Here is a 22,402-nt window from a genome sequence, read left to right as displayed (position 1 = left end):
GCTATTGCCCGTAGTAGGCGTGTTTGCCGTGCTTGCGCAGGAAATGTTTGTCCAATAGCTCCGGCTGCATCGGGGCGATGGCCGGCGCCAGCTGGCGTGTCGCCATCGCCATGATCGCCACCTCTTCCAGCACCACCGCGTTGTGCACCGCATCCGCCGCGCTCTTGCCCCAGGCGAACGGGCCGTGGGAATAGACCAGCACTCCCGGCACCTGCTGCGGATCGCGCCCCGCCAGCTTGAAGGTCTCGATAATCACCTTGCCGGTTTCCCCCTCGTAATCGCCGGCGATCTCCGCCTCGCTCATCGGCCGGGTGCAGGGAATGTCGCCGTAAAAGTAGTCGGCGTGGGTGGTGCCCAGCGCCGGGATCGGCTGCCCGGCCTGCGCCCAGATGGTGGCGTTGCGGCTGTGGGTGTGCACCACGCCGCCGATGTCGGCGAAGGCGCGGTACAGCGCCAGGTGGGTGGCGGTGTCGGATGAGGGCTTGCGGTGCCCTTCGCGCACCTTGCCCTCCAGATCCACCACCACCAGATCCTCCAGCGTCATCGCCTCGTAGGCGATGCCCGAAGGCTTGATTACCACTAGCCCGCTCTGGCGGTCGATCGCCGAGACGTTGCCCCAGGTAAAGGTCACCAGCCCGTATGCCGGCAGGCTGAGGTTGGCGGCCAACACCTGCCGCTTGAGTTCGTTCAGCATGCGATACCTCCCTCATTCATTTGTTGTTCGATCCAGGCCTTGGCCTGGGCGATGCGTTGCTTATCCTGCCCGTCTTCGCGCGCCCACATCTCCAGCAGGTAGGGGCCGCGATAGCCGAGCGCGTTGAGCGCGGAAAAGGCGTGGGCGAAATCCACGCAGCCTTCGCCGAACGGCACGTCGCGGAACTGCCCGGCGCTGCCCGGCCCCACCGCCACGGTGTCTTTGAGGTGCACGGCGGTGATGCTGCCGATGCCCAGCGCCAGCTCGGCGGCGACGTCGTTGCCCCAGGCGCTGAGGTTGCCGAGATCGGGATACACCGTGAACCACGGGCTGTTGACGTGGCGGGCGATGTCGCGCCATTTGCTGATGCTGTTGATGAACGGCGTGTCCATCACCTCCACCGACAGCATCACCTGCGCCCTGGCGGCCTGCGCCGCCGCCCACTGCATGCCCTCGATAAAGCGTTCGCGGCTGTGGCGATCGGCGGGTTCGTAATAGACGTCGTAGCCCGCCAGCTGGATGTTGCGGATGCCGAGATCCGTCGCCAGTTCCAGCGCCTTGCTCATCAGCCCCCGCGCCCGCTCGCGGGTGGCAGCGTCATGGCTGCCGAACGGCTCGCGCCGGTGCGCCGACAGGCACAGGCTCGGCACCGTCACCCCGCTGTCGAGCCGCGCCTGGATAAACGCCAGCCGCTGGCGGCGATCCCAGTCCAGCCGCTGCTGGCGCGCCGGCTGCTCGTCGATCGACATCTCCACAAATTCAAAGCCCAGCTCGGCGGCGGTGGCCAGCCGCAGCGGCCAGCTCAGATCGGCGGGCAGCGCCTTTTCATACAGCCCCAGACAGGCGGCGTTAGTCGTTTGCATCAGTCACCTCACTCAAAGCCTGGGCGACCGCCAGATAGCGCGCCTGCTGGGCGCGCAGGCGCCGATGGGCGGCGGTCGCGGGATAATAACAGCGCAGTTTGGGCGGCGCAGCGGCGATCGCTTCGGCGAACCCGGCGTACTCCCCGGCGCCGACGGCGGCGCACAGGGCGGCGGCGCGGCAGCCGCTTTGGCGGGTTTCCACCACTTCGAGCGGCAGGTTGCCGGCGTCGGCGTACATCTGCATCCACACCTCGGACTGCGTCGGCCCGCCGGTCATGCGCACCCGCTCGATGCGCGGGTTCAGCTGCACCATGCGCTCCTGATGGATCAGGTGCGAGAACACGATGCCCTGGTAGATCGCCTGCACCACGTCCGCCATCTCGTGGTGGGCGCTCAGGCCGATCAGCCCGCCCGGCGTGTTGCCGCCGAGGTTGGAGCCGTACAGATAAGGCAGGAACAGCAGCCCGCTGGGCTGCTCGCGGCGCTCGGCCACCCAGGCGTTGAACTGGGCGTAGCGCTGCCGGTCGTCGGCGCAGAACTGGCGCAGGAACCAGGCCAGGTTGCCAGCCGAGGTCGGGCTGCCTTCGTGCACGAAATAGCGGCCGTCGATGCAGTAGCGCCCCCAGGCGTAGGGGTAATCGGCGGGCATGATGCGCTCGGTTACGCAGGTGGCGATCGACCAGGTGCCCGCCACCGCGCTGAGCGTGCGATCGTCGGCCACGCCGGAGCTGAGCGCCGCGCCCACCACGTCGAACAGGCCGCCGTACACCGCGGTGCCCGTTCGAAGGCCGCACTGCGCCGCCGCCGCGGCCGTCACCCGCCCGGCCAGCTGCGCCGAGCCGATCACCGGCGCGGTCTTCTCCTGCACCTCTTCGATGCCGAAGGCCGCCATCAGCGCCGGATCGTAAGTGCCGCTGTGCTGGTTAAACAGGTTGCTGCCGGAGATGTTGGTCACCTCGGCCGCCGCCTCGCCGGTGAGGCGAAAGCGCAGGTAGTCGTGCGCCATCAGGATGCGATCGACGGCGGCGTACTGCGCCGGTTGCTGCTGCTTCAGCCAGCGCAGCAGCAGCGCCGGGTGGCTGGGCCACAGCGGCTGCAGGCTGCGCGGGTAGGTCTGCGCGTCCACGCCGGCGCGGCACAGCTCAGCCGCCATTTCCGCCGCCCGGTTGTCCGAAGAGAGAATGCCGTTGCCGACCGGTTTGCCGTGGCGGTCGATGGCGTACAGCCCTTTGCCGTGCGCCGAAAAGCTGACGCCGCGCACCTGGCCGGCCTCCAGCCCCGCCGCGTGCAGCGTCTGGCGGATTGCCGCGCAAACGTCATCCCACAGCGCGTCCATATTGCGTTCGCTGAAGCCCGGCTGGGCGGCAATCGCCGCGCCGTCGCGCTCGGCGATTGCCAGCTCTTCGCCGCTTGCCCGGTACAGCCCGGCCTTGATCACCGTGCCGCCGACGTCTATGCCAAGAAAGACTGCCATCGCGCCCCCTATTTGCGCCGCACGGAGCTGAGGTAGATGGCAGCCAGGATGATGCCACCCTTCACCACGTTCTGGATATATGGCGACACGTTCATCAGATTGAGGCCGTTGTTGAGCACCCCGAGCATCATCGCCCCCACCAGCGTGCCGACGATGGCGCCGCGCCCGCCGGAGATCGCCGCCCCGCCCAGCACCACCGCGGCGATGGCGTCCAGCTCGAAGCCTTCGCCGGCGTTGGGCTGCCCGCTCATCAGGCGCGAGGTCAGCACCAGCCCGGCCAGCGCGGCGGTCAGGCCGCTGATCACGTACACCAGCATCTTGTAGCGCGGCACGCGGATGCCGCTCAGGCGCGCCGCCTCTTCGTTGCCGCCCATCGCATAGACGTAGCGGCCGAACGGCAGCTGATTGAGCATCAGCCAGGCCAGCACATACACGCCGAGCATGATCAGGATCGGCACCTGAATGCCCAGCACCGTGCCGCGGCCGAAGAACGCGAACACGTCGGGCAGGCCGGAGATCGGGTAGCCGCCGGTATAGAGCAGCGCCAGGCCGCGGGCGATGCCCATCGACGCCAGGGTGACGATGATCGGCGGCATGCGCAGGTAGGCGATGCAGGCGCCGTTAGCCAGGCCGAACAGCGCGCCGACCGCCAGCGCCGCCACCATAGCCAGCGGGATAGGCACCGCCGCCAGCATCAGCCCGGCGGCGACCGAGCCGGCCAGCGCCATCACCGGCCCCACCGAGAGATCGATGCCGCCGGTCAGGATGGCGCAGGTCATGCCCACCGCGATGATGGCGTTGATCGACACCTGGCGCGCCACGTTGGTCAGGTTGTTGACGCTGAGGAAGCTGTCGTTCAGCAGGCTCATCAATACGAACAGGACAGCGAAGCCGATAAACGGCAAGACCGCCGGGTGATGCAGCAGTTTTTCCCAGCGCTTGCCGAGGCTGGGGCCGGCGGCGCGGCGCGCCACGGCGGGTTGTTCAATTCCGATCATAAGGCACTCCCGGTCGCGTGAAGCATAATGTGGTTGGATTCGATGTCGTCGCCGGTCAGCTCGGCGACGATGTGGCCGCCGCGAAACACCAGCACGCGGTCGCACACGCCGATGATCTCCGGCAGTTCGGAAGAAATCATGATGATGGAGATACCCTGCTGGGTCAGTTGCTGCATCAGCTGGTAGATCTCGGCCTTGGCGCCCACGTCGATGCCGCGCGTCGGTTCGTCGAAGATCAGGATGTTGCAGTCGTTGTTGAGCCAGCGGGCGATCACCACCTTCTGCTGGTTGCCGCCGCTCAGGGTGCTGACGGCGGTCTCGGCGTCCGGGGTTTTCACCCCCACGGCGCGGATCAGCCGCTGCACCACGTCGCGATCCTTGCGGGCGCTGACGAAGATTTTGCCGCGCCGGTGGTGCCGGTTGAGGGTGATGTTCTGCGCCACCGAGAACGGCAGCACCAGGCCCTCGGTTTTACGGCTCTCCGGCAGCAGGCCGATGCCCTGCGCCAGCGCCTGCGCCGGGGAACGCAGCGCCGCCGGTTGGCCGCCGAGGCTGACGCGTTTGCGGTGGCAGCGGCCGGCGCCGATCAGCGCCGAGACGGTCTCGGTGCGCCCGGAGCCCACCAGCCCGGCGAAGCCGAGGATCTCACCCTTGTGCAGGTGGAAGCGGTCGGTCGCGCCGTGCTTCTCGCGCTGGATCTCCGCCTCCAGCAGCACCGTCGCGGTATCGACCGGGTGTTGTTTCACCGGGAAGGCGTTCTCGATTTTGCGCCCGACCATCAGCCGCACCAGCTCTTCCACGTTGGTGTCGCCGGTAGCCAGCGTTTCGATGTAGGCACCGTCGCGCAGCACGGTGATGCGATCGCAGATTGTGAAGATCTCGTCCAGGTGGTGCGAGATAAACACCATGCCGACGCCCAACAGCCGCAGATCGTTCATCACGCTGAACAGGTGCTCGGCCTCGCCCGGCGTCAGCGTGGCGGTCGGCTCATCCAGCACCAGCACCCTCGCCTCCAGCGACAGCGCCTTGGCGATCTCAACGAACTGCTGCTGCGCCACGCTCAGCTGCTCCACCGGGCAATCGAGATCGATAGCCACCGTCAGCCGCTTGAAAATAGCCTCGGCCTTGCGCCGCATCGCCCGCCGATCCAGCAGGCCCCAGCGGTTCCTAATCTCCCGGTTGAGGAAGATGTTGTCGATGGCGCTCATGTAGGGAATCAACGAGAATTCCTGAAAAATAATGCCGACCCCGGCCTCGATCGCCTGGCGATAGTTGTTAAAGCGGCGCTGCTCGCCGTCGATAAAAATATCGCCCTCGTCCGGCTGATAGATGCCGCACATGATTTTCACCAGCGTCGATTTGCCGGCGCCGTTTTCGCCCAGCAGGGCGTGCACCTCGCCGCGTTGAATGGCCAGATCGATGCCGTCCAGCGCCTTCACGCCGGGAAAGCGCTTCTTTATTCGCTTCAGTTCCAGTAAAGGTGTCACCGCATTGCCCTCCGCGCCGAACGCCCCGCCGCAGCGGGGCGAACCCGGCCGCTGTTACCAGCTAAAGCCGGCCGCATTGCTGCGGTCGATCAGCTTCACTTTGACCGGCACGGTTTTCGGCACCGTGGCGCCCCAGTAGCGGGCCAGCGCAATGCCGAGCGCGATGCGCAGCTGGTCGCGCGGGAACTGCGCCGAGGTGGCGATGAACGGCGAGTTCGGCTTGAGGATCTCTTTGATGGCTTCCGGCTGGCCGTCGACGCTCACCAGCTTGACCTTGGCGCCGTTGCTTTCGATCGCCGCCAGGGCGCCGAGCGCGCCGACGTCGTTGACGCTGAAGATGCCCGCCAGATCCGGCGCCGACTGCAGCATGTTTTCGGTCACGGTCAGCGCGGTGTCGCGTTCCTGCTTGCCGTTTTGCTTGGTGACGATCTGGATGTCGGGGTATTTCTTCATCGCCGCTTCAAAGCCGCGCACGCGCTCCAGGATCGGCACCACCGGGATGCCGTCGAGGATCGCCACCTTGCCTTTGCCGCCCAGCGCTTTCGCCAGGTACTCGCCCGCCTGGAAGCCGGCGTCGTAGTTTTCCGAGCCGACGAACGAGTCCAGCGGCCCTTCCGCCTGGGCGTCGATCGCCACCACCACCGCGCCGGCCTTATGGGCGGAGATCACCGCCGACTGCACCCCCACCGAATCGGTCGGGTTGATCAGCAGGATGTCTACCTTCTTCTGCAGCATGTCCTCCACGTCGCCGATCTGTTTGGCGACGTCATGGCGCGCATCGGCCACGTACACCTTGGCGCCGATATCCGCCGCCGCCTGATCCAGCGCCTGCTTCATGGTGACGAAGTAGTCGTTGTTCATTTCCTGGAACGACATACCGATAGTGATTTGCTTGGCCAGCGCCCCATGGCTGGCCGCCAACATTCCACCGGCGACGATAAAAGGCAGGGTCTTTTTGAATAATGAAAACATAGCCAATTCTCCTGTAGGGAAGCTTCTTGTTGTGGTTATCAGAGCAACAGCATGTCTTTACGTTTGGTCGACCAACCGGCCCCCCATTGCGAGCGGGCCGGCGATCGTGACGGCAACAGCGGTACGGCGGGAGGGTCAGGGAACCAGGATCACCTTGATGGAGTCGGTCGAGTCCGCCAGGGCGAAGGCTTGGTCCCAGTCGTTCAATGAATAGCTGTGGGTAACCACGCCATTGGAGGTCACCAGCCCGCGCTCGAACAGATCGATGGCGATTTCATAGCTGTAGGGCGCCAGGTGCGCGCCGCGAATATCCAGCTCTTTGCGATCGCCGATGATGGACCAGTCGACGGTGGTTTCCTTGCCGAACACGCTGAACTCCACGAAGCGGCCCAGCTTGCGGATCATCTGCAGCCCCTGGGTGACGCCGATCGGCGCACCGGTGGCCTCGATGTAGACATCGCAGCCGTAGCCGCCGGTCAGCGATTTGACGATCTGGTCGGCGTCTTCCTTCAGCGGGTTGATCACCACGTCGGCGCCAAATTCCTTCGCCAGCGCCAGCCGCTCGTCGATGGCGTCGATCACGATCAGTTTTTTCGGCGTCTTCAGGCGCGCCACCTGCACCATGCACAGCCCCAGCGGCCCGGCGCCGGCCAGCACCACCACGTCATCCAGCTGGATGTCGCCACGCGCCACGGTGTGGATGGCGCAGGCCATCGGCTCGATCAGCACCGCGTCTTCATGGCTCAGGCTTTCCGGGATCTTGTGCACGATGGCGTTCTCGGAAAAGCGCATGTACTCCGCCATGCCGCCTTCCGCCACGTCTTTTTGGAAACCGTAAATGTTATGCGTCTCACACATCCAGTAACTGCCGGATTTGCAGTAGCGGCACTCCCAGCACGGCACGATCTGCTCGGCGATCACCCGCTCGCCGAGCCGGTATTTGCTTTCCGCGCCCTCGCCCAGCGCGGCGATGCGGCCGTAGAACTCATGCCCCGGTACCACCGGCGGTTTGACCCACGGGTTCTCCCCCCAAAACATCTGCGCGCCGTTCTTGCACTTGCAGTCGCCGGCGCAGATGCCGCAGCCTTCCACCTTGATCACCAGCTCGCGCGCCTTCGGCAGCGGCGTGGGCACCTGTTCGAAACGATAGTCCTGCGGGCCGTGGCAAACGACCGCACGCATTTTTTCCGGCAACTGGCTCATCTCTTCCTCCAATACACTCGTTAAACGCTTGAATTTTCTTAATGTTGACGTTGTCATTTTTATCTAACAAAAAACAAGCAACGTTATAAAATGATAAATTTCAATAGATTAATCATCACACATCCCAATAATTAGAAATGACAACGTGAACATAGAACGATATATAACCAAAGCTGCAAAAATAATTATTTGAGCAAAGTCACATATCGTTAACATTGCGGCTAAAAATGCTACAAATGCGGATCGCGATCCCATTTACGGGATCGTCGTTCCGAGGGATCCGCTAAATCAACAGGCGCACGCGATCGTAGATCTGGCGATCTTCCGGCCGCGACGATCGCGTCTGCTGGCGCAGGGTGCGCACCAGCGTGTCGATAAACGCATGGGCGGCGGCGCTCAGAATGCTGTTGCGCCGGGTGACGATATTCAGCTGCGCCGGTTGGCAATTTTCCCGCAGCGCCAGCGGCTGCAGGCGGGGGGCGAACTGCGGCAGCGCGGCGATCGGCCGCGGGCACCAGGTACACATCTCGGCGGATTCCACCAGCGCCTGCAGCATGCCGAACGAATGCGCCTGGATAATGCGCTGGCGCGGCAGGCGCACGCCGTGGCAGTGGAACACCGCGTCGAGCAGCGCATCGAAACTTTCCTGGGTATAGCTCATCACCCAATCTTGCTCCAGCAGCTGATGCAGCGAGGTGCTGTGCGCCAGCGGGTGGCCGCGCCGCACCATATACGCCGTTTCATACTCCAGCAGCGGCTCGCAGTGGAACTCCTGCGGCGCCGACGATGCCGGCAGCGGCGTGATGGCGAAATCCATCGTGCCCTCGCGCAGCTGCGACTGGGCGTTGGCCATCAGGCTTTCCGACAGTTCCAGCCGCACCGCCGGCACCTTGCTGCGAAACGCCATCACCGCCGGCGGCAGCACCGTCAGCATCAGCCAGGGGGTGATCGCCGCCTTGACCAGATCCGCCGTCCGCCCGCGCAGCGCCGCCATTTCCCCCTGCGCCTGCTCCAGCTGATTCAACACCAGCCGGGCGTGCGCCAGCAGGGTTTTGCCGTAGGGGGTAAAGCCCAGCCCGGTCGGGGTGCGGATCAGCAGCGGCAGCGCCTGCTCCTGCTCCAGTTCGCGCAGCGCACGGGTCACCGCCGCCTGCGACAGCCCCAGATGCCGCGCCGCCGCGCGAATGCTGCCGCTGTCGGCGCTGGCCACCAGCGCCTGCAGTTGGTGCAGTTTCATGTTCACCTCCTGACAATCATTGGTTGTCAGCATAACCGAACGGCGGCTACCCGGCAAAAACGGAGTTTGCTAGTCTCGATGCCTACCCCTCTGCCCCGTTCCCCGCCCGTTGGCCGGGACCCTTTTGCCGGAGACCGTGATGAGCCCTTCACTCGTACTGCCTGAGATCGCCGCCGTTCATGATGAGATGGTCGCGCTTCGCCGCCACATTCACGCCCACCCGGAACTGGGCTTCCAGGAGTTCGCGACGTCGGATCTGGTGGCGCAGCGGCTGGAGGAGTGGGGTTACCGCGTCACGCGTGGCGTAGGACAAACCGGCGTTGTCGCTACACTGCAGCGCGGGCCGGGAAAATCGCTCGGTATCCGCGCCGACATGGACGCCCTGCCGATTGCCGAAACCACCGGTTTGCCGCACGCCAGCACCCATTCCGGGGTGATGCACGCCTGCGGCCACGACGGGCACACCGCCATGCTGCTGGCGGCGGCGCGCTGTCTGGCGCGGCAGCCGAACTTCAGCGGCACGCTGCACCTGATCTTTCAGCCGGCGGAAGAAGGCGGCGGCGGCGCCAGAGTGATGCTCGAAGACGGCCTGTTTGAGCGCTTCCCCTGCGACGCGGTGTTCGCCATGCACAACGTGCCCGGCTTTCCCACCGGCCACCTGGGCTTCGCCAGCGGCCCCTTCATGTGCTCGGCCGATACGGTACACATCACCCTGCACGGCCACGGCGGCCACGGCGCAGTGCCACAGAGCACCGTCGATCCGGTGGTGGCCTGCGCGGCCATCGTCATGAGCCTGCAAACCATCGTGGCGCGCAATATCGATCCGCAGGAAACGGCGATCGTCACCGTGGGGGCGATGCAGGCCGGCCAGGCCGCCAACGTGATCCCGGCGACCGCCACCCTGACGCTCAGCGTGCGTGCGCTGACGGCGGCGGTGCGTGAGCGGCTGGAGCAGCGCATCACCGAGCTGGTCACCGCGCAGGCCGCCAGCTTCGGCGCCCGCGCGGAGATCGACTACCAGCACGGTTACCCGGTGCTGGTGAACCACCCGGCAGAAACCGAGCTGGCGCGCGCGGTGGCGCTGGAATGGGCTGGAGAGAGCCGGGTTATCCCCACGCTGCGGCCGTTCACCGCCAGTGAAGATTTCGCCTTCATGCTGGAGAAATGCCCGGGCAGCTACATCTCGATCGGCAACGGCCCCGCCACGCCGGGTAATTCTCTGCACAACCCCGGTTATGACTTCAACGACGACAGTCTGTCGCTGGGTGCCACCTACTGGGTCAAATTGGTCGAGCGCTTTTTGGCTCGCCCCGCGGTTTCATCACCAACGCTGAGGAAATGACATGAAAACTATCAAAGGGCTGTTTTTGCTACTGCCGCTGGCCGCGAGTTTTCCCGCGCTGAGCGGTGAATTCAGCGGCAAAGTGATCAAGTTGGGCATCGATCCCACCTTTCCGCCGCTGGAGTATAAAAATCCGCAGGGCAAGCTGACCGGCTTCGGCGTCGATATCGCCCAGGCGCTGTGCGACCAGATGCAGGCCAAGTGCGTATGGGTGGAAAGCAGCTGGGACGGCATGATCCCCGGCCTGCAGGCGAAGAAGTTCGACGCCATCGCCTCGTCGATGACCATCACGCCGCAGCGCCGGCAGCAGATCGCCTTCTCCAGCAAAGTCTCCAACGCCCCGGCCCGGCTGGTGGCGCATAAGGGCAGCAACCTGCAGCCTACCGTTGCCTCGCTGAAGGGCAAATCGGTCGGCGTGCAGCAAGGCTCCAGCCAGGAGGCCTACGCCAACGCGCTGTGGCGCCCGGCCGGCGTTAACGTGGTGGCTTACCAAAGCCAACAGGAAGTGAACGAAGATTTGGCCAACGGCCGGCTGGATGCGTCGCTGCTGGCCAGCGTCAGCGCCAGCGAGTTCTTCAAAACGCCCGGCGGCAAAGATTTCGCCTTTATCGGCGCCGAGCTGACCGACAGCAAATACTTCGGCGTCGGCGACGGCATCGGGGTGCGCAAAGACGATACCGCGCTGCTGAACGCCTTCAACGCCGCGCTGCAGGCGATCCGCGCCAACGGCACTTACAAGAAAATCAACGACAGGTATTTCGACTTCGACATGTACGGCGCGGAGCAGTAACCAGCGTTCCCCGGCGGTCACCTGCAGATCCTGCAGGATGGGGAGGCGCCTTCGGCCGCCGGGGAACGCCCCAACGGAAACGGCAGTGTCGGCAAGAACGGAAAATCAGGCGGGATAAGGATGCGGGCCAGGCAGGACGCCCGGCCCGCTAAAGCGGATTACTTCACTTCGCCCATCGCTTTCAGCTTTTTGGACAGCTCGCGGCGTTCTTTGGACAGATCGGCATTTTTGATGATGTAGTCATCAACGCGATCTTCGTAGTCGCTACGCATGTTGGCGATGATGCCCTGAATGTCTTCAATGCTCATGCCGGGCTTGATGTACTCACTCAGGTTGTCGAGCAGTAGCACGCGCTTCTGGTTATCACGAATTTTCTTTTCGTTGTCGACGATCTCGCGTTGCAGTTTGTTTTTGCGGCGGAACATACGCACAAACTCCAGCACGTCCTGGAAACTCGGCTTATTTGCATTATCCATCTTTATACCCTTGCTTTAGTAATACACAGATTCATTTGCTTACGGCCACATGGCACCAAGATACAGGTTTGTGGCGGTCCGGCACAACAGTGATTGCCTTATCTTACTCACTTTGCCCCGGCGGCCAAAACCCAAAGCGCCGCCTTCATGATCTGACCCCTTATTCGCGCCCGGCGGCGGTGCAGACCTGAAGCAGATCCCCCAGCTCTTCCAGCTGCTGCGCCAGCTCCATGCTGAGCCAGACATAGCCGTAAATCGGCGCTTCGCCGTGCTGGCCGAGGCTCACCTCCTGCATCAGCGTTTTCAGCTCGCCGGCGATCTCCGCCAGCTGCCCCGCCGCCGCCTGCCGCTGCGCCTGCGGCCCTTCGCGCATCAGCACCGCCAGCGATTCCAGCGAGCTCAGCGTCAGCAGCTGGGTGCTGCGCAGCGTGCGGGCGTTCAACATGATGAAGTGCGTTTCGCGCGAGGCCCAGTAGGCGTCGGCCATCAGCTCCAGCGTGCACACCAGATTGCGGCTGAGGGTTTGCACCGCCTCGAACACCGCTTTGGGGATGCGGGTTTCCTTGCTGGCGGGCACGATCAGGCTGCGCAGCTTCACCACCTGATTCAACAGATCCTTGAGCTGCGGCTCCAGCCGCGGTCGCTCAATGACGTTCGGCGAAAAATACGCGCCGTAGATGCGGCCGGCGGTTTGCAGGCAGTCCGCCATCTGCATGCGCCACAGAATATAGGCGCGCTGTGGGTAGAGGCTGGTGAACAGCAGCGCCAGCAGCGAGCCGAAGATCACGTCGCCGCTGCGCCACAACGCGGTGTGCATATCGCCGGCGCCGGCACCGCACACCACCGCCAGCGTGATCCCCACCAGCAGCGCCATATACGGCCGTTTGCCGAGCGTCAGGTAACCGCAGACGAACATCACCACGCCGCACCACGTCAGCATCAGCGGCAGCGAATAGAGTTCCAGATACAGGGCGATCAGGCCGGAGGCGGCGCCGAACACCGTGCCGGCAATGCGTTGCAGCGCCCGCTGCAGCACGTTGCCCCAAAACGAGATCGGCCCCATCACCACCACCAGGGTGATCAGCGGCCAGGTCCCTTCGGGTACCGCCAGCAAGCGGATCAGCAGAAAGGTCAGGATAAACGCCAGCCCGATACGCACGCCGTGAACGATGCGATAGTGGCGATAGGTCAGCAGTTCAAGGGGCGAGATTTTTCGGTCGAGACGCACGAGGTATCCGGTCAATGCAAGCCAGACCCTTATTTTAGCGGAGGACAAGAGACGAGGAAAAGGCGAATGAGGCGTCCCCCATTCGCCGTCAGGCTCAGGCTGCGTACTTGTCGACCAGCGCGTGCAGGACAGCGGCGGTTTCAACATCCATCACGCCGTCATACTTCTGCTGGCGGAAGTGCAGCTGGAACGCACGCACCAGCTGGCGATAGCCTTCCGCGGTGTTCGCCGCCGAGGTGTCGTAGCCGTATTGGGCGAACAGTTTCAGCAGCTCGGCCTGCGCCGGCAGCCCCTGGCGGCAGTATTCCTGCTGGCGCTGCTGCTTGGTCGCTTCGTCATACCAGGCGCCGACGCCGGCCTGATACAGCTGCCGCCACGGGAACAGCGGGCCCGGATCGCTCTTGCGGCCCGGCGCGATGTCGGAGTGCGCCACCACGTTCACCGGCGAGATGTCCGGATAGCGCTGCAGGATGTTCTGCGCCAGTTGGATGACCGCCTCGATCTGCTGCGGGTTGAACGGCGGGAAGGTGATGTCTTCGCCGTCGCCGCTCGCCAGATTAACGGTCTCGATACCAATTGACGTGTCGTTGATATTGCTGCGAGTGCCCCATTGGCTGGTGCCGGCATGCCAGGCACGCTCGTTTTCGTCCACCAGGTTGAAAATACGCACGCCGCTGAAGCCGGCGGCCTGATAGGTGGCGTCGGTCGGATCCGGCACCAGATAGTGCGCGCTGACCGATTTTCCGGTCAACGACTGCACGGAGTCGGCGAAGTTTTGCGCCGTGTAGTGCAGCACCAGAAAGCGCACGCGGTGGCCGAAGCTGGCGACCGATCGGTAGCTATTGTAATCAATCTTGTACATCGTAAAGTCCCTCTCTCGTTTGATTTCACTGAGCGGCCCCTCATCATGACAGGCCGCCCCGCACAGGTGAACCTTCGGCCCACTCTTTTTGTTTTAGCTAATTGCTAAATTATGCGCAAGCGATTTTTAGCAAAACCGTTATTTACCTTTTTGCTAAAGAGTGCGATCATTGAACGATGGAAACTAAAGAAATCAGGCGCAACAATCTGCGCGAATTGATGGCCCGCTACGCCCGGCAAGGCGTCAACCAGAATGAATTCGCCACGCTGGTTGAGTCTTCCGCGCCCACGCTGAGCCAAATCATCGGGGAAAAATCCTCACGCAATCTTGGCGACAATCTGGCCAGGCGGATCGAGGCCAGGCTGAATTTGCCCAAGGGCTGGTTCGACGTGTTTCATGAAAAGCAGCTGGTGCGCCCGTTTGACAACGTGGCGGCGGAGTCGGACTTCCAGCCCGCCCGTTTGAAACCGGTGGTATGGGAAGATACCGAACAAGACAAGGAAGAGTTTGTGGAGATCCCGCTGCTGGATATTGATTTTTCCGCCGGCGACGGCTGCTACGAAATCGTCGATCGCGAGGAGTTTTCGCTGATCTTCCGCCGTTACTATCTGCACAAGATGGGGGTGGCGGTCAACGCCGCGCGCATCATCCGCATCTCCGGCTCCAGCATGGAACCGCGCCTGCAGGACGGCGACGTGGTCGGCATCAACACCGACGACACGCGCATCCGCGAGGGCAAGACCTACGCCATCCGCCACGGCAATTTGCTGCGGGTGAAGGTGCTGATCGAGCAGCCGGACGGCGGCGTCATCATCCGTTCCCTCAACCGGGAAGAGTATCAGGACGAGCATCTCAGCTATCAGCAGCGCAAAGAGCAACTGGTGGTACTCGGCCGCGTGTTCTGGTCGTCTTCGTCCTGGTAACGGGCAACAACGTCGGGCGCCCGCTGCGCCCGGCGGTTATTTGAAGTCCACCACCATCTGCTGCTGGATCGACAGCCCGCGGGTAGACTGCACGCAACCGGCGATGTAATCGGTGAAGCGCGGCGGTTTAGGCATGCCCAGCTTGAGGATCTTCTCGTTGCTGAAACGCACGTTGAGCATGGCGAACGATCCATACAGGCGCATCGCCTTCAGCATCAGCCGCTCGTTGCACGGGCCGAAAATGTCTTTCAGCTGCCGGCGCATTTTCACCAGCGCGTCATAGGTCACCTGCGCATACTCATCACCCACCGGCGCCTTCTCCAGGGCCGCCGCCATGGCGTTGTCAATTTCGGCAAAGCTGACGCTGCTCTCCAGGCCGGCGGAGATGTGATAAACGTCGTTCTCCAGCGTTTCGCTGTTCATCAACATCACCAACGCATCCGCACAGTAGTCCGCCGGGATCACGTCGATATTGTCCTGCAGCGAGCACATGAACTTGCGCAGCATCAGCGCCATACCGAACACCCAGAAAATGCTGCTGGAAGGCTGGCAACCCAGGCGAGTGTGCCCCACCACGATCGACGGACGGGCGATGGTCAGCGGCAGCTGCGGGCAACGCTGGCGCATCAGCTGTTCGATGGTGGATTTGGAACGCGTATATTCCACCAGGTGATCGGCGTCTTCCTCGAACTCGCCGCTCTCCGCCACCAGCGAACCCGGCTCCGGCGAGCAGGACATGGCGGTACCGACGTGCAGGAAGCGTTTTAATCCCGGCACCTGCGCCATTCTTTCGGCAAAGGCCAGGGTGCCTTCTACATTGACCTTCCAAATGAGCGGGTTATTACCAAATGAAGCAACGGCTGCACAGTTAATAACGTGCGTGACATTGTTAATACGTGCGTCAGTTAAAAAGTCGGCCGGCTCGGAAAGGTCACCCAACAATATATTTTCTATCGTGATTTTAGACAGCAGGTTCGCATCGATATTAAACTTTTCCATATTCGCGCGAATACGGGCCAACCCTTGCTGCGCATCATCGCCACGCACCAGTAAAAGATAATTAATAGACTGATTTTCAATCAATAACTTCTCAAGAACTGCACCACCGAGAAAGCCGGTAGCGCCGGTCAACAGTAGCGTTTTCATAATTGTCACCCACATTGGTATTGAATGTGGAAGATTGTATCTGCGGATAATTAAACAAATATTAAATAGAATTACGGCGCCCTTCCCCGTTTTTCTTAATATTATCTTAAGGAATGTTTTGAAACATCCCGCGTGTATTTGGTAACAAAAGAGTCGCGCCCGCATTGTGCTTAAGCCCCACGGTTTAAATACCATTGATGTAGCGGCTGATTTAATTTAACCGTCAATGTTATTTCTCTTAGCGTCCGTGGAGGACTTATGACCTATAACCAAAAAGCCTGGTTGGGGGTTGTGCTACTGTGCGGCCTGTTTTGGGCGGCGGTGATCGGCGGCGCCAGTTCACTGTATAAGGCGGAACGCCCCAATGCGCCCCACCAAAAAAGCGAGTTCGCCGCCCGCCACGGCCAGGCACCTAACGCGCAACAAAGCGCTCAGGCGCTGACCGCCCCCCGGAATGGGTAGGGACAATATCCGTTAACGATCCTATTATGCCCTAAGGTCAACAGGGAGATAACGATGGTTCGAAAGCTGGATAGCTTACCGCAAGCGCAACGCGAGAAAATAGAAACCGATTTGCTGGCCATCAGCGTGATCTACAACGAGCGCTATGGTATCGCCTCAACCCAGGCGGAAACAGAACAACAGATCCCCGACCACCTGCTTCCCTACTTTCATCAACGACTGGATTATTATCGCCGTGCGTAATTGCGCGCATTTCGCTAACCGCCGCTTGGCATCGCTCATTGCGCCGTTACAATAGGGGCATATTGTATCCGCCACTGAAGAGACGCGATTTTGAGCAGCAAGGCAACGGCCACATTTTATATTCACGATTACGAAACCTTCGGCAAGAGCCCGTCGCTGGATCGCCCGGCGCAGTTCGCCGGCGTGCGCACCGATATGGATTTCAACATTATCGAAGAGCCGCTGGTCATCTACTGCGCCCCGGCCGACGACTACCTGCCGGAGCCTGAAGCGGTGATGATCACCGGCATCACACCGCAACTGGCGCGCGCCAAAGGGGTCAATGAAGCCGAGTTCACCCGCCAAATCCACCAGGCCTTCAGCGTGGCCGGCACCTGTATTCTCGGTTACAACAACATTCGCTTCGACGACGAAGTGAGCCGCAATATTCTCTACCGCAACTTCTACGATCCCTATGCCTACAGTTGGCAGAACGGCAACTCGCGTTGGGATCTGCTGGATGTGATGCGTGCCTGCTACGCTCTGCGCCCGGACGGCATCGTCTGGCCGGAAAACGAGGACGGCTTCCCCAGCTTCCGCCTCGAACACCTGACCCGCGCCAACGGCGTCGAGCACACTCAGGCCCACGACGCGATGTCGGACGTTTACGCCACCATCGCCATGGCCAAGCTGGTCAAACAGGCGCAGCCGCGGCTGTTTGATTTCCTGTTGCAGCACCGCAACAAGCATAAGCTGAACGCCTTGATCGACGTCGCCGAGATGACGCCGCTGGTGCACGTCTCCGGCATGTTCGGCGCGGCGCGCGGCAACACCAACTGGGTGTCGCCGCTGGCCTGGCACCCGGACAACAAGAACGCGGTGATCATGTGCGATCTGGCCGGCGACATGACGCCACTGCTGACGCTGAGCGCCGACCAACTGCGGGAACGGCTGTACACCCGCCGCGACGATCTGGCGCCGGATCAGGCGCCGGTGCCGATCAAGCTGGTGCACATCAACAAATGCCCGGTGCTGGCGCCGGCCAAAACTCTGCTGCCGGAGAACGCCGAACGGCTGGGCATCGATCGTCAGGCCTGTCTGCAAAACCTGCAGCTGCTGAAACAACATCCGGAAGTACGCGAGAAAGTGGTGGCGCTGTTCGCCGAAGCCGAACCGTTCAAAGGTTCCGACGACGTCGACGCCCGGCTGTACGACGGCTTCTTCAGCGAGGCCGACAAGGCGGCGATGAAAATCATCCAGCAGACCAAGCCGCAAAATCTGCCGGCGCTGGATCTGGCCTTCAACGACGGCCGTATGAAAGAGCTGCTGTTCCGCTTCCGCGCACGCAACTACCCGAATACGCTGGACGACGCCGAGCAGCGCCGCTGGCTGCAACACCGCCAGGAAGCCTTGAGCGCGGAGCGCGTGCAAAATTATCTGCTGCAGTTGGAAGCGCTGTATAACCTGCACGAAGGTGACAAAGAGAAGACCGCCCTGCTAAAAGCGCTGTTCGATTACGGCAAGGAGTTGGTGGGGTAAAACCCGCAGCAAAGAAAAAGGCCGCGAATGCGGCCTTTTTTATGGCTGAGGAGACGGCTCGCGCTTAGGCGGCGTCTTCGCTCGCTTGCGGCACCGGCAGACGGAAGCTGCGGGTCACGACGGCCAGGTAGATCAGGCCGATGGTCGCCCAAACCAGGCCCAGCGTCATCGAGCTGGCTTCCAGGTTGATCCACAGTGCGCCGACGGTCAATGCGCCCATCACCGGCAGGATCAGGTAGTTGAACGTGTCCTTCACGGTGCGGTTCATCTTGTCGCGAATATAGAACTGCGAAATCACCGACAGGTTGACGAAGGTGAAGGCCACCAGCGCACCGAAGTTGATCAGCGCGGTCGCGGTCACCAGGTCAAACGACACCGCGGACAGCGCGATGGCGCCAACCAGCAGCACGTTCAGCGCCGGGGTACGCCACTTCGGATGCACATAGCCGAAGAAACGGGTCGGGAACACGCCGTCGCGGCCCATCACGTACATCAGACGCGAAACGCCCGCGTGCGCCGCCATACCTGACGCCAATACCGTCACGCAGGAGAACACCAGGATCACCGACTGGAAGAACTTGCCCGCCACGTACAGCATGATTTCAGGCTGCGACGCGTCAGGATCCTTGAAGCGCGAGATGTCCGGGAAGTACAGCTGCACGAAGTAAGACACCACGATAAAGATGATGCCGCCGATCAGCGCCGTCAGGAAGATGGCTTTCGGGATCACTTTTTCCGCGTCTTTGGTCTCTTCGGACAGCGAGCTGATGCCGTCGAAGCCCAGGAACGAAAAGCACAGGATGGTCGCACCGGTAATCATCGGCACCACGTGAGCATTATCGGACCAGAACGGGCGGCTGCTGACCAGCGTACCGGCACCTTCGCCGTGGTAAATACCGTTGATCACCAGGCCGAGGAACACGATCATGATCGCCACCTGCACCACCACGATGATGGAGTTCAGGTTAGCCACCAGTTTGATGCCGCGCAGGTTGAAAATCGTCATCAACCCGACCAGCACCGCCACGAAGATCCAGGACGGCACGCCCGGGAAGATCGCTTCCAGGTAAATCTTGGCCAGCAAAATGTTGATCATCGGCATGAACAGGTAGTCCAGCAGCGATGACCAGCCCACCATAAAGCCGACGTGCGGGCTGATGGCTTTCTGGGCGTAAGTGTAGGCGGAACCGGCGGAAGGGAACTTCTTCACCAGCTTGCCGTAGCTCAGGGCGGTAAACAGGATCGCCAGCAGAGCGAAGGCGTACGCGGTCGCGACGTGACCATCGGTCAGGCCGGATACGATGCCGAAGGTATCGAAGATGGTCATTGGCTGCAGATAAGCCAGGCCCATCATCACTACCGGAACTAACGTCAGGGTTTTACGCAGCTGAGTGCGTTGAGCCGGAGCGGCGTTGATGGCGTTATCGGACATTGTTCAGCCCCCCCTTACCTTGAGCCTTGCGGATGGCGGACACGCCAAGACTTAAGGTTGCGGGGAAACTTCGCAACGAGCGACTTAATTCTAAAAGAAGGGGATTGTAAGCTGGATAGCGGGTCGAGGAAGCCTCGGCTGCTCCATAGTCGCTGCGGCCACAGCGGAAACCGGCGGGCACCGGTGCTAAAGTGAAAAATTGCCCCATCTTTCTTATCCTCATGAGTCACGACCATAAAGTTTTGTTTGATCGCGCACGAAACTATTTATCTATCCGGATCGGTGTCCGGCCTCGCTTGGTGTATGAAACGCTACGTTGGTAAAACTTAATGCAAAAAAAATAACCGACGCTTTCAAAACGTCGGCTATCTGCATTTGAGATATTTTGCACCAGAATGCCTCCGGATGACAAGATCCGGAAGCCCTCAAATACAAATTCTTTTTGTCGATCGAACGGAAAACCAGCCCGGCGGGCGAATTAATCCGCTACCGGCAGGCCAGTCTCCCGCACATACCTCTTACTTTATACGCCCATTCAGGCATTTTTCAACATCCAGTCGATCTCGGTTTCCGTCACCCGCCGCTCGAATTGCAGCAGTTCATCGGTCTTGCAGGCGTGATAGACGTGGGTGAAACGTTCGCCGAGGTAGTGCGTCAGCGCATGCTGATGCTCGAATTCGTACAGCGCGTCACTCTGGCGGATCGGCAGCGGCAGCCCCTCCTGTTCCAGCCCGTTGCCGGTCACCGGTTCGGGCAGCGGCAGCGCGTTGTCCAGCCCGTACAGCATGCCGGCCAGGATCGTCGCCATCACCAGGTAGGGATTGGCGTCGGCACCGGCCACGCGGTACTCCACCCGGTGGTTCTCCGGTTCGCCGCAGGGAATGCGCAGCGCCACGGTGCGGTTGTTGTGGCCCCAGGAGGCCTGGACCGGCACATACATCCCCGGCTGGAAACGGCGATAGGCGTTGACATTCGGCGCCAGCAGCGCCATCGACGCCGGCATCAGGGTGATCATCCCCGCCAACGCCTGCTTCATCAGCGGCGAATCTTCGCCTGCGGCGTCGGCGAACAGGTTATTGCCCGCGCCGTCCTGCATGCTGACATGTACATGCATGCCGCTGCCGGCGTAATCTTCATAGGGTTTGGCCATAAAGGTGGCGTGCATGTCGTGGCTCTCGGCCACCAGCCGCACCAACCGTTTCAGCGCCAGCGCGTGGTCGCAGGCCAGCAAGACGTCGTCGGTATGGCGCAGGTTGACCTCGAACTGCCCCGGCGACGCCTCCGCCACCGCGCCGTCCGCCGGTAACCCCTGCAGCTGCGCCAACGCGTCGATGTCGTTCAGCACCTCGGCGAAGTGATTCAGGTTATCGACGGAGTACACCTGGCTCTGGGTGTTGCGCTCCTGGGTGCCGGGCGCACACGGCGGCTGCAGGTCGCCTTCCGCGTCCCGCTGCCGATCGATGAGATAAAACTCCAGCTCTACCGCTGCCACCGGGAACAAGCCGCGCTTGCGCAGCGCCTGCCACACGCGGTTCAGCACATTGCGGGGTTCAACGTCAAAGGGAGTGCCATCTTCATCCAGCATGGTCAGCAGCACCTGGCCGATATGCTGCGGATCGGCAGCCGAGGGCGTCAGCGAGCCGGGCACCGGCAGGCAGATACGGTCCGGCTCCCCGAGCTCCTGCCCAAGGCCGGTCTCCTCCACCACATTGCCGAGGATGTCCATGGCGAACACTGACGCTGGGAAATAGCTGCCTTTTTCCAGTTTTTTCAACCCTGAGACGGGTATACGCTTGCCGCGGAAGGAACCATTGAGATCGGTGAGAAGGATATCGACATACTGCGTGGCGGGATGGCGTTCCAAATAATGAGCAACCTCATTTTGGAACGCGCTACTTCGCCTCTCTTCATGATGCTGTGCAAAATGTTCAACTGCTGCGCTATTGGTTTGCATACGTCACCCGCCATTATGCTCTGAAGGCGCGTTGGCGCCCGTTCGCCGTTCGATTCAACACAGGATTGGATTTCTTGCCAGGCCGCGCCGCCGTTGGGCGCTCAAAATAACATCCACAATATGAAACATAGCCTTAACACAAATGGTTTGCAAATGTTACAATCCTGTTTGATTATTCGCCAGCGGCTGCTAAATTGATAAAATATTGACCGAAAAGGCCTTGCCGCCATTTTCACGTCAAGTATTTCTTCCGCCGCACCGAGGGTGAACATGGGCAATATATTTTCCAAAGCCGCCCTAACTACCGATATCATGCAGCATCGTTATCGCCCGGGCAGGCGTCCGATACCGATATTCATTTCTGCCTGTCGCCCCTACCAGAAGGAAGTACCGCTATGAGCGAAGCCAGCTTGGCACCGGGCAAACGCCTGTCGCAGATCCGTCAGCAGTTGGGTTTGTCGCAGCGCCGGGTCGCCGAACTGTCCGGGTTAACCCACAGTGCGATCAGCACCATCGAACAGGACAAGGTCAGCCCGGCCATCAGCACGCTGCAAAAGCTGCTGAAGGTATATGGCCTGTCGCTGTCGGAATTCTTTGCCGAACCGGAAGCCGCCGACGAGCCGCGCGTGGTGATCGACGCCGAGGACCTGATTGAGATCGGCAGCCAGGGGGTGTCGATGAAACTGGTGCACAACGGCAGCCCGACGCGCAACCTGGCGATGATGCTGGAAACCTACCAGCCCGGCACCACCACCGGTGAAAAGATCAAGCATCAGGGCGAAGAGATCGGCACCCTGCTGGAAGGCGAGATCGTGCTGACCATCAACGGCCAAAGCTACTGCCTGAGCGCCGGCCAGAGCTACGCCATCAACACCGGCATTCCACACAGCTTCAGCAATACCTCGGCGCGCATCTGCCGCATCGTCAGCGCACACACGCCCACCACCTTCTGACCACTTATCGTTCCGGCGCAGCCTGACGCGGGTTGCGCCCTGCCCGCCAACGCTTTTTTCATCGCCGTTATGCCATTTTGTTGGTTGCCAACGGCGCAATCTGTGTTACAACAGAGCAAAACAGCCATCTAAACATCTAAACGGC

At 61.7% G+C, this 22,402-nt stretch carries 21 protein-coding genes; 7 read left to right on the top strand and 14 right to left on the bottom strand.

Translation table 11 applies throughout. The annotated features are described in order from the left end of the window. Position 1: 1 nt before the first annotated feature. The 8 genes from araD to BHU62_RS08985 form a co-directional block, all read right to left on the bottom strand. A complete protein-coding gene (gene araD / locus BHU62_RS09020; RefSeq protein ID WP_073531603.1) occupies positions 2-694 on the bottom strand; it encodes an L-ribulose-5-phosphate 4-epimerase in 693 nt (230 codons plus the stop codon). Next, complete coding sequence (locus BHU62_RS09015) at positions 688-1,557, bottom strand: L-ribulose-5-phosphate 3-epimerase (RefSeq protein WP_073531602.1); 870 nt, start codon at positions 1,555-1,557, stop codon at positions 688-690. The genes araD and BHU62_RS09015 overlap by 7 nt, the downstream gene beginning before the upstream one ends. After that, entirely contained in the window at positions 1,544-3,031 is a 1,488-nt protein-coding gene (locus BHU62_RS09010) for an FGGY-family carbohydrate kinase (RefSeq protein ID WP_073531601.1), read from the bottom strand. Before BHU62_RS09010 ends, BHU62_RS09015 begins: the two co-directional genes overlap by 14 nt. 8 nt (positions 3,032-3,039) lie before the next feature. Then, complete coding sequence (locus tag BHU62_RS09005) at positions 3,040-4,029, bottom strand: ABC transporter permease (protein ID WP_033647979.1); 990 nt, start codon at positions 4,027-4,029, stop codon at positions 3,040-3,042. Then, positions 4,026-5,516, bottom strand: coding sequence for a sugar ABC transporter ATP-binding protein (locus BHU62_RS09000; RefSeq protein WP_073531600.1), 1,491 nt, complete (start codon positions 5,514-5,516; stop codon positions 4,026-4,028). Before BHU62_RS09000 ends, BHU62_RS09005 begins: the two co-directional genes overlap by 4 nt. A 54-nt stretch (positions 5,517-5,570) precedes the next feature. After that, on the bottom strand, positions 5,571-6,488 hold the full coding sequence (locus tag BHU62_RS08995; RefSeq protein ID WP_073531599.1) for an ABC transporter substrate-binding protein: 918 nt from the start codon (positions 6,486-6,488) through the stop codon (positions 5,571-5,573). Between the two features lie 135 nt (positions 6,489-6,623). After that, on the bottom strand, positions 6,624-7,691 hold the full coding sequence (locus BHU62_RS08990; protein ID WP_073531598.1) for a zinc-binding dehydrogenase: 1,068 nt from the start codon (positions 7,689-7,691) through the stop codon (positions 6,624-6,626). 283 nt (positions 7,692-7,974) lie between these two features. Then, positions 7,975-8,928, bottom strand: a complete 954-nt coding sequence (locus BHU62_RS08985) for a LysR family transcriptional regulator (RefSeq protein WP_073531597.1) — start codon at positions 8,926-8,928, stop codon at positions 7,975-7,977. Between the two features lie 139 nt (positions 8,929-9,067). On the opposite strand from BHU62_RS08985, the gene BHU62_RS08980 reads away from it, so the two are divergent. Both BHU62_RS08980 and BHU62_RS08975 read left to right on the top strand, forming a co-directional pair. Beyond that, positions 9,068-10,270, top strand: coding sequence for a M20 aminoacylase family protein (locus BHU62_RS08980; RefSeq protein WP_073531596.1), 1,203 nt, complete (start codon positions 9,068-9,070; stop codon positions 10,268-10,270). A gap of 1 nt (position 10,271) precedes the next feature. Further along, on the top strand, positions 10,272-11,060 hold the full coding sequence (locus BHU62_RS08975; protein ID WP_073531595.1) for an ABC transporter substrate-binding protein: 789 nt from the start codon (positions 10,272-10,274) through the stop codon (positions 11,058-11,060). 158 nt (positions 11,061-11,218) lie between these two features. Here the strand turns inward: BHU62_RS08975 and tmaR are convergent, their stop codons facing one another. The 3 genes from tmaR to BHU62_RS08960 all read right to left on the bottom strand — a co-directional run bounded on the left by tmaR (position 11,219) and on the right by BHU62_RS08960 (position 13,626). Continuing rightward, positions 11,219-11,536 (bottom strand): PTS system regulator TmaR, encoded by a 318-nt coding sequence (tmaR, locus tag BHU62_RS08970; RefSeq protein WP_004935612.1) that lies wholly within the window; start codon positions 11,534-11,536, stop codon positions 11,219-11,221. A gap of 160 nt (positions 11,537-11,696) precedes the next feature. Continuing rightward, entirely contained in the window at positions 11,697-12,764 is a 1,068-nt protein-coding gene (locus tag BHU62_RS08965; protein ID WP_073531594.1) for an FUSC family protein, read from the bottom strand. 94 nt (positions 12,765-12,858) lie between these two features. Then, positions 12,859-13,626: an N-acetylmuramoyl-L-alanine amidase gene (locus BHU62_RS08960; RefSeq protein ID WP_073531593.1), complete on the bottom strand. Its 768-nt coding sequence runs from the start codon at positions 13,624-13,626 to the stop codon at positions 12,859-12,861. A gap of 176 nt (positions 13,627-13,802) precedes the next feature. Between BHU62_RS08960 and BHU62_RS08955 the strand changes: the two genes are divergently transcribed. Next, positions 13,803-14,549, top strand: coding sequence for a helix-turn-helix transcriptional regulator (locus BHU62_RS08955; protein ID WP_019453597.1), 747 nt, complete (start codon positions 13,803-13,805; stop codon positions 14,547-14,549). A gap of 36 nt (positions 14,550-14,585) precedes the next feature. Here the strand turns inward: BHU62_RS08955 and BHU62_RS08950 are convergent, their stop codons facing one another. Further along, the gene (locus tag BHU62_RS08950) at positions 14,586-15,695 is read right to left on the bottom strand and encodes an SDR family oxidoreductase (protein ID WP_073531592.1); all 1,110 of its coding nucleotides are present in this window, start codon (positions 15,693-15,695) and stop codon (positions 14,586-14,588) included. A 258-nt stretch (positions 15,696-15,953) separates the two neighbouring features. Between BHU62_RS08950 and BHU62_RS08945 the strand changes: the two genes are divergently transcribed. The 3 genes from BHU62_RS08945 (at position 15,954) to sbcB (ending at position 17,918) form a co-directional block, all read left to right on the top strand. Then, a complete protein-coding gene (locus tag BHU62_RS08945; RefSeq protein WP_073531591.1) occupies positions 15,954-16,157 on the top strand; it encodes a hypothetical protein in 204 nt (67 codons plus the stop codon). Between the two features lie 54 nt (positions 16,158-16,211). After that, a complete protein-coding gene (locus BHU62_RS08940; protein WP_073531590.1) occupies positions 16,212-16,400 on the top strand; it encodes a DNA polymerase III subunit theta in 189 nt (62 codons plus the stop codon). 90 nt (positions 16,401-16,490) lie between these two features. Continuing rightward, positions 16,491-17,918: an exodeoxyribonuclease I gene (gene sbcB / locus BHU62_RS08935; RefSeq protein ID WP_073531589.1), complete on the top strand. Its 1,428-nt coding sequence runs from the start codon at positions 16,491-16,493 to the stop codon at positions 17,916-17,918. Positions 17,919-17,982: 64 nt separating this feature from the next. Here sbcB and BHU62_RS08930 read toward each other — a convergent pair whose 3' ends face one another. Further along, entirely contained in the window at positions 17,983-19,350 is a 1,368-nt protein-coding gene (locus BHU62_RS08930) for an APC family permease (RefSeq protein WP_073531588.1), read from the bottom strand. Between the two features lie 535 nt (positions 19,351-19,885). After that, positions 19,886-21,304 (bottom strand): glutamine synthetase family protein, encoded by a 1,419-nt coding sequence (locus BHU62_RS08920; protein WP_073531586.1) that lies wholly within the window; start codon positions 21,302-21,304, stop codon positions 19,886-19,888. 395 nt (positions 21,305-21,699) lie between these two features. On the opposite strand from BHU62_RS08920, the gene puuR reads away from it, so the two are divergent. Beyond that, a complete protein-coding gene (gene puuR / locus BHU62_RS08915) occupies positions 21,700-22,257 on the top strand; it encodes an HTH-type transcriptional regulator PuuR (RefSeq protein ID WP_055317221.1) in 558 nt (185 codons plus the stop codon). Positions 22,258-22,402 lie beyond the last annotated feature (145 nt).

It is taken from the genome of Serratia marcescens (genome assembly GCF_001902635.1).
GTDB lineage: Bacteria > Pseudomonadota > Gammaproteobacteria > Enterobacterales > Enterobacteriaceae > Serratia > Serratia marcescens_F.
The sequence above is the reverse complement of the archived record's forward strand: the minus strand, read 5'-3'. Positions and strand labels throughout refer to the sequence as shown.

Bases quoted from the DNA above. Each gene is read 5' to 3' on its own strand.
- araD (WP_073531603.1), bottom strand. From the start codon at position 694: ATGCTGAACGAACTCAAGCGGCAGGTGTTGGCCGCCAACCTCAGCCTG.
- BHU62_RS09015 (WP_073531602.1), bottom strand. From the start codon at position 1,557: ATGCAAACGACTAACGCCGCCTGTCTGGGGCTGTATGAAAAGGCGCTG.
- BHU62_RS09010 (WP_073531601.1), bottom strand. From the start codon at position 3,031: ATGGCAGTCTTTCTTGGCATAGACGTCGGCGGCACGGTGATCAAGGCC.
- BHU62_RS09005 (WP_033647979.1), bottom strand. From the start codon at position 4,029: ATGATCGGAATTGAACAACCCGCCGTGGCGCGCCGCGCCGCCGGCCCC.
- BHU62_RS08995 (WP_073531599.1), bottom strand. From the start codon at position 6,488: ATGTTTTCATTATTCAAAAAGACCCTGCCTTTTATCGTCGCCGGTGGA.
- BHU62_RS08990 (WP_073531598.1), bottom strand. From the start codon at position 7,691: ATGAGCCAGTTGCCGGAAAAAATGCGTGCGGTCGTTTGCCACGGCCCG.
- BHU62_RS08985 (WP_073531597.1), bottom strand. From the start codon at position 8,928: ATGAAACTGCACCAACTGCAGGCGCTGGTGGCCAGCGCCGACAGCGGC.
- BHU62_RS08980 (WP_073531596.1), top strand. From the start codon at position 9,068: ATGAGCCCTTCACTCGTACTGCCTGAGATCGCCGCCGTTCATGATGAG.
- BHU62_RS08975 (WP_073531595.1), top strand. From the start codon at position 10,272: ATGAAAACTATCAAAGGGCTGTTTTTGCTACTGCCGCTGGCCGCGAGT.
- tmaR (WP_004935612.1), bottom strand. From the start codon at position 11,536: ATGGATAATGCAAATAAGCCGAGTTTCCAGGACGTGCTGGAGTTTGTG.
- BHU62_RS08960 (WP_073531593.1), bottom strand. From the start codon at position 13,626: ATGTACAAGATTGATTACAATAGCTACCGATCGGTCGCCAGCTTCGGC.
- BHU62_RS08955 (WP_019453597.1), top strand. From the start codon at position 13,803: ATGGAAACTAAAGAAATCAGGCGCAACAATCTGCGCGAATTGATGGCC.
- BHU62_RS08950 (WP_073531592.1), bottom strand. From the start codon at position 15,695: ATGAAAACGCTACTGTTGACCGGCGCTACCGGCTTTCTCGGTGGTGCA.
- BHU62_RS08945 (WP_073531591.1), top strand. From the start codon at position 15,954: ATGACCTATAACCAAAAAGCCTGGTTGGGGGTTGTGCTACTGTGCGGC.
- BHU62_RS08940 (WP_073531590.1), top strand. From the start codon at position 16,212: ATGGTTCGAAAGCTGGATAGCTTACCGCAAGCGCAACGCGAGAAAATA.
- BHU62_RS08930 (WP_073531588.1), bottom strand. From the start codon at position 19,350: ATGTCCGATAACGCCATCAACGCCGCTCCGGCTCAACGCACTCAGCTG.
- BHU62_RS08920 (WP_073531586.1), bottom strand. From the start codon at position 21,304: ATGCAAACCAATAGCGCAGCAGTTGAACATTTTGCACAGCATCATGAA.
- puuR (WP_055317221.1), top strand. From the start codon at position 21,700: ATGAGCGAAGCCAGCTTGGCACCGGGCAAACGCCTGTCGCAGATCCGT.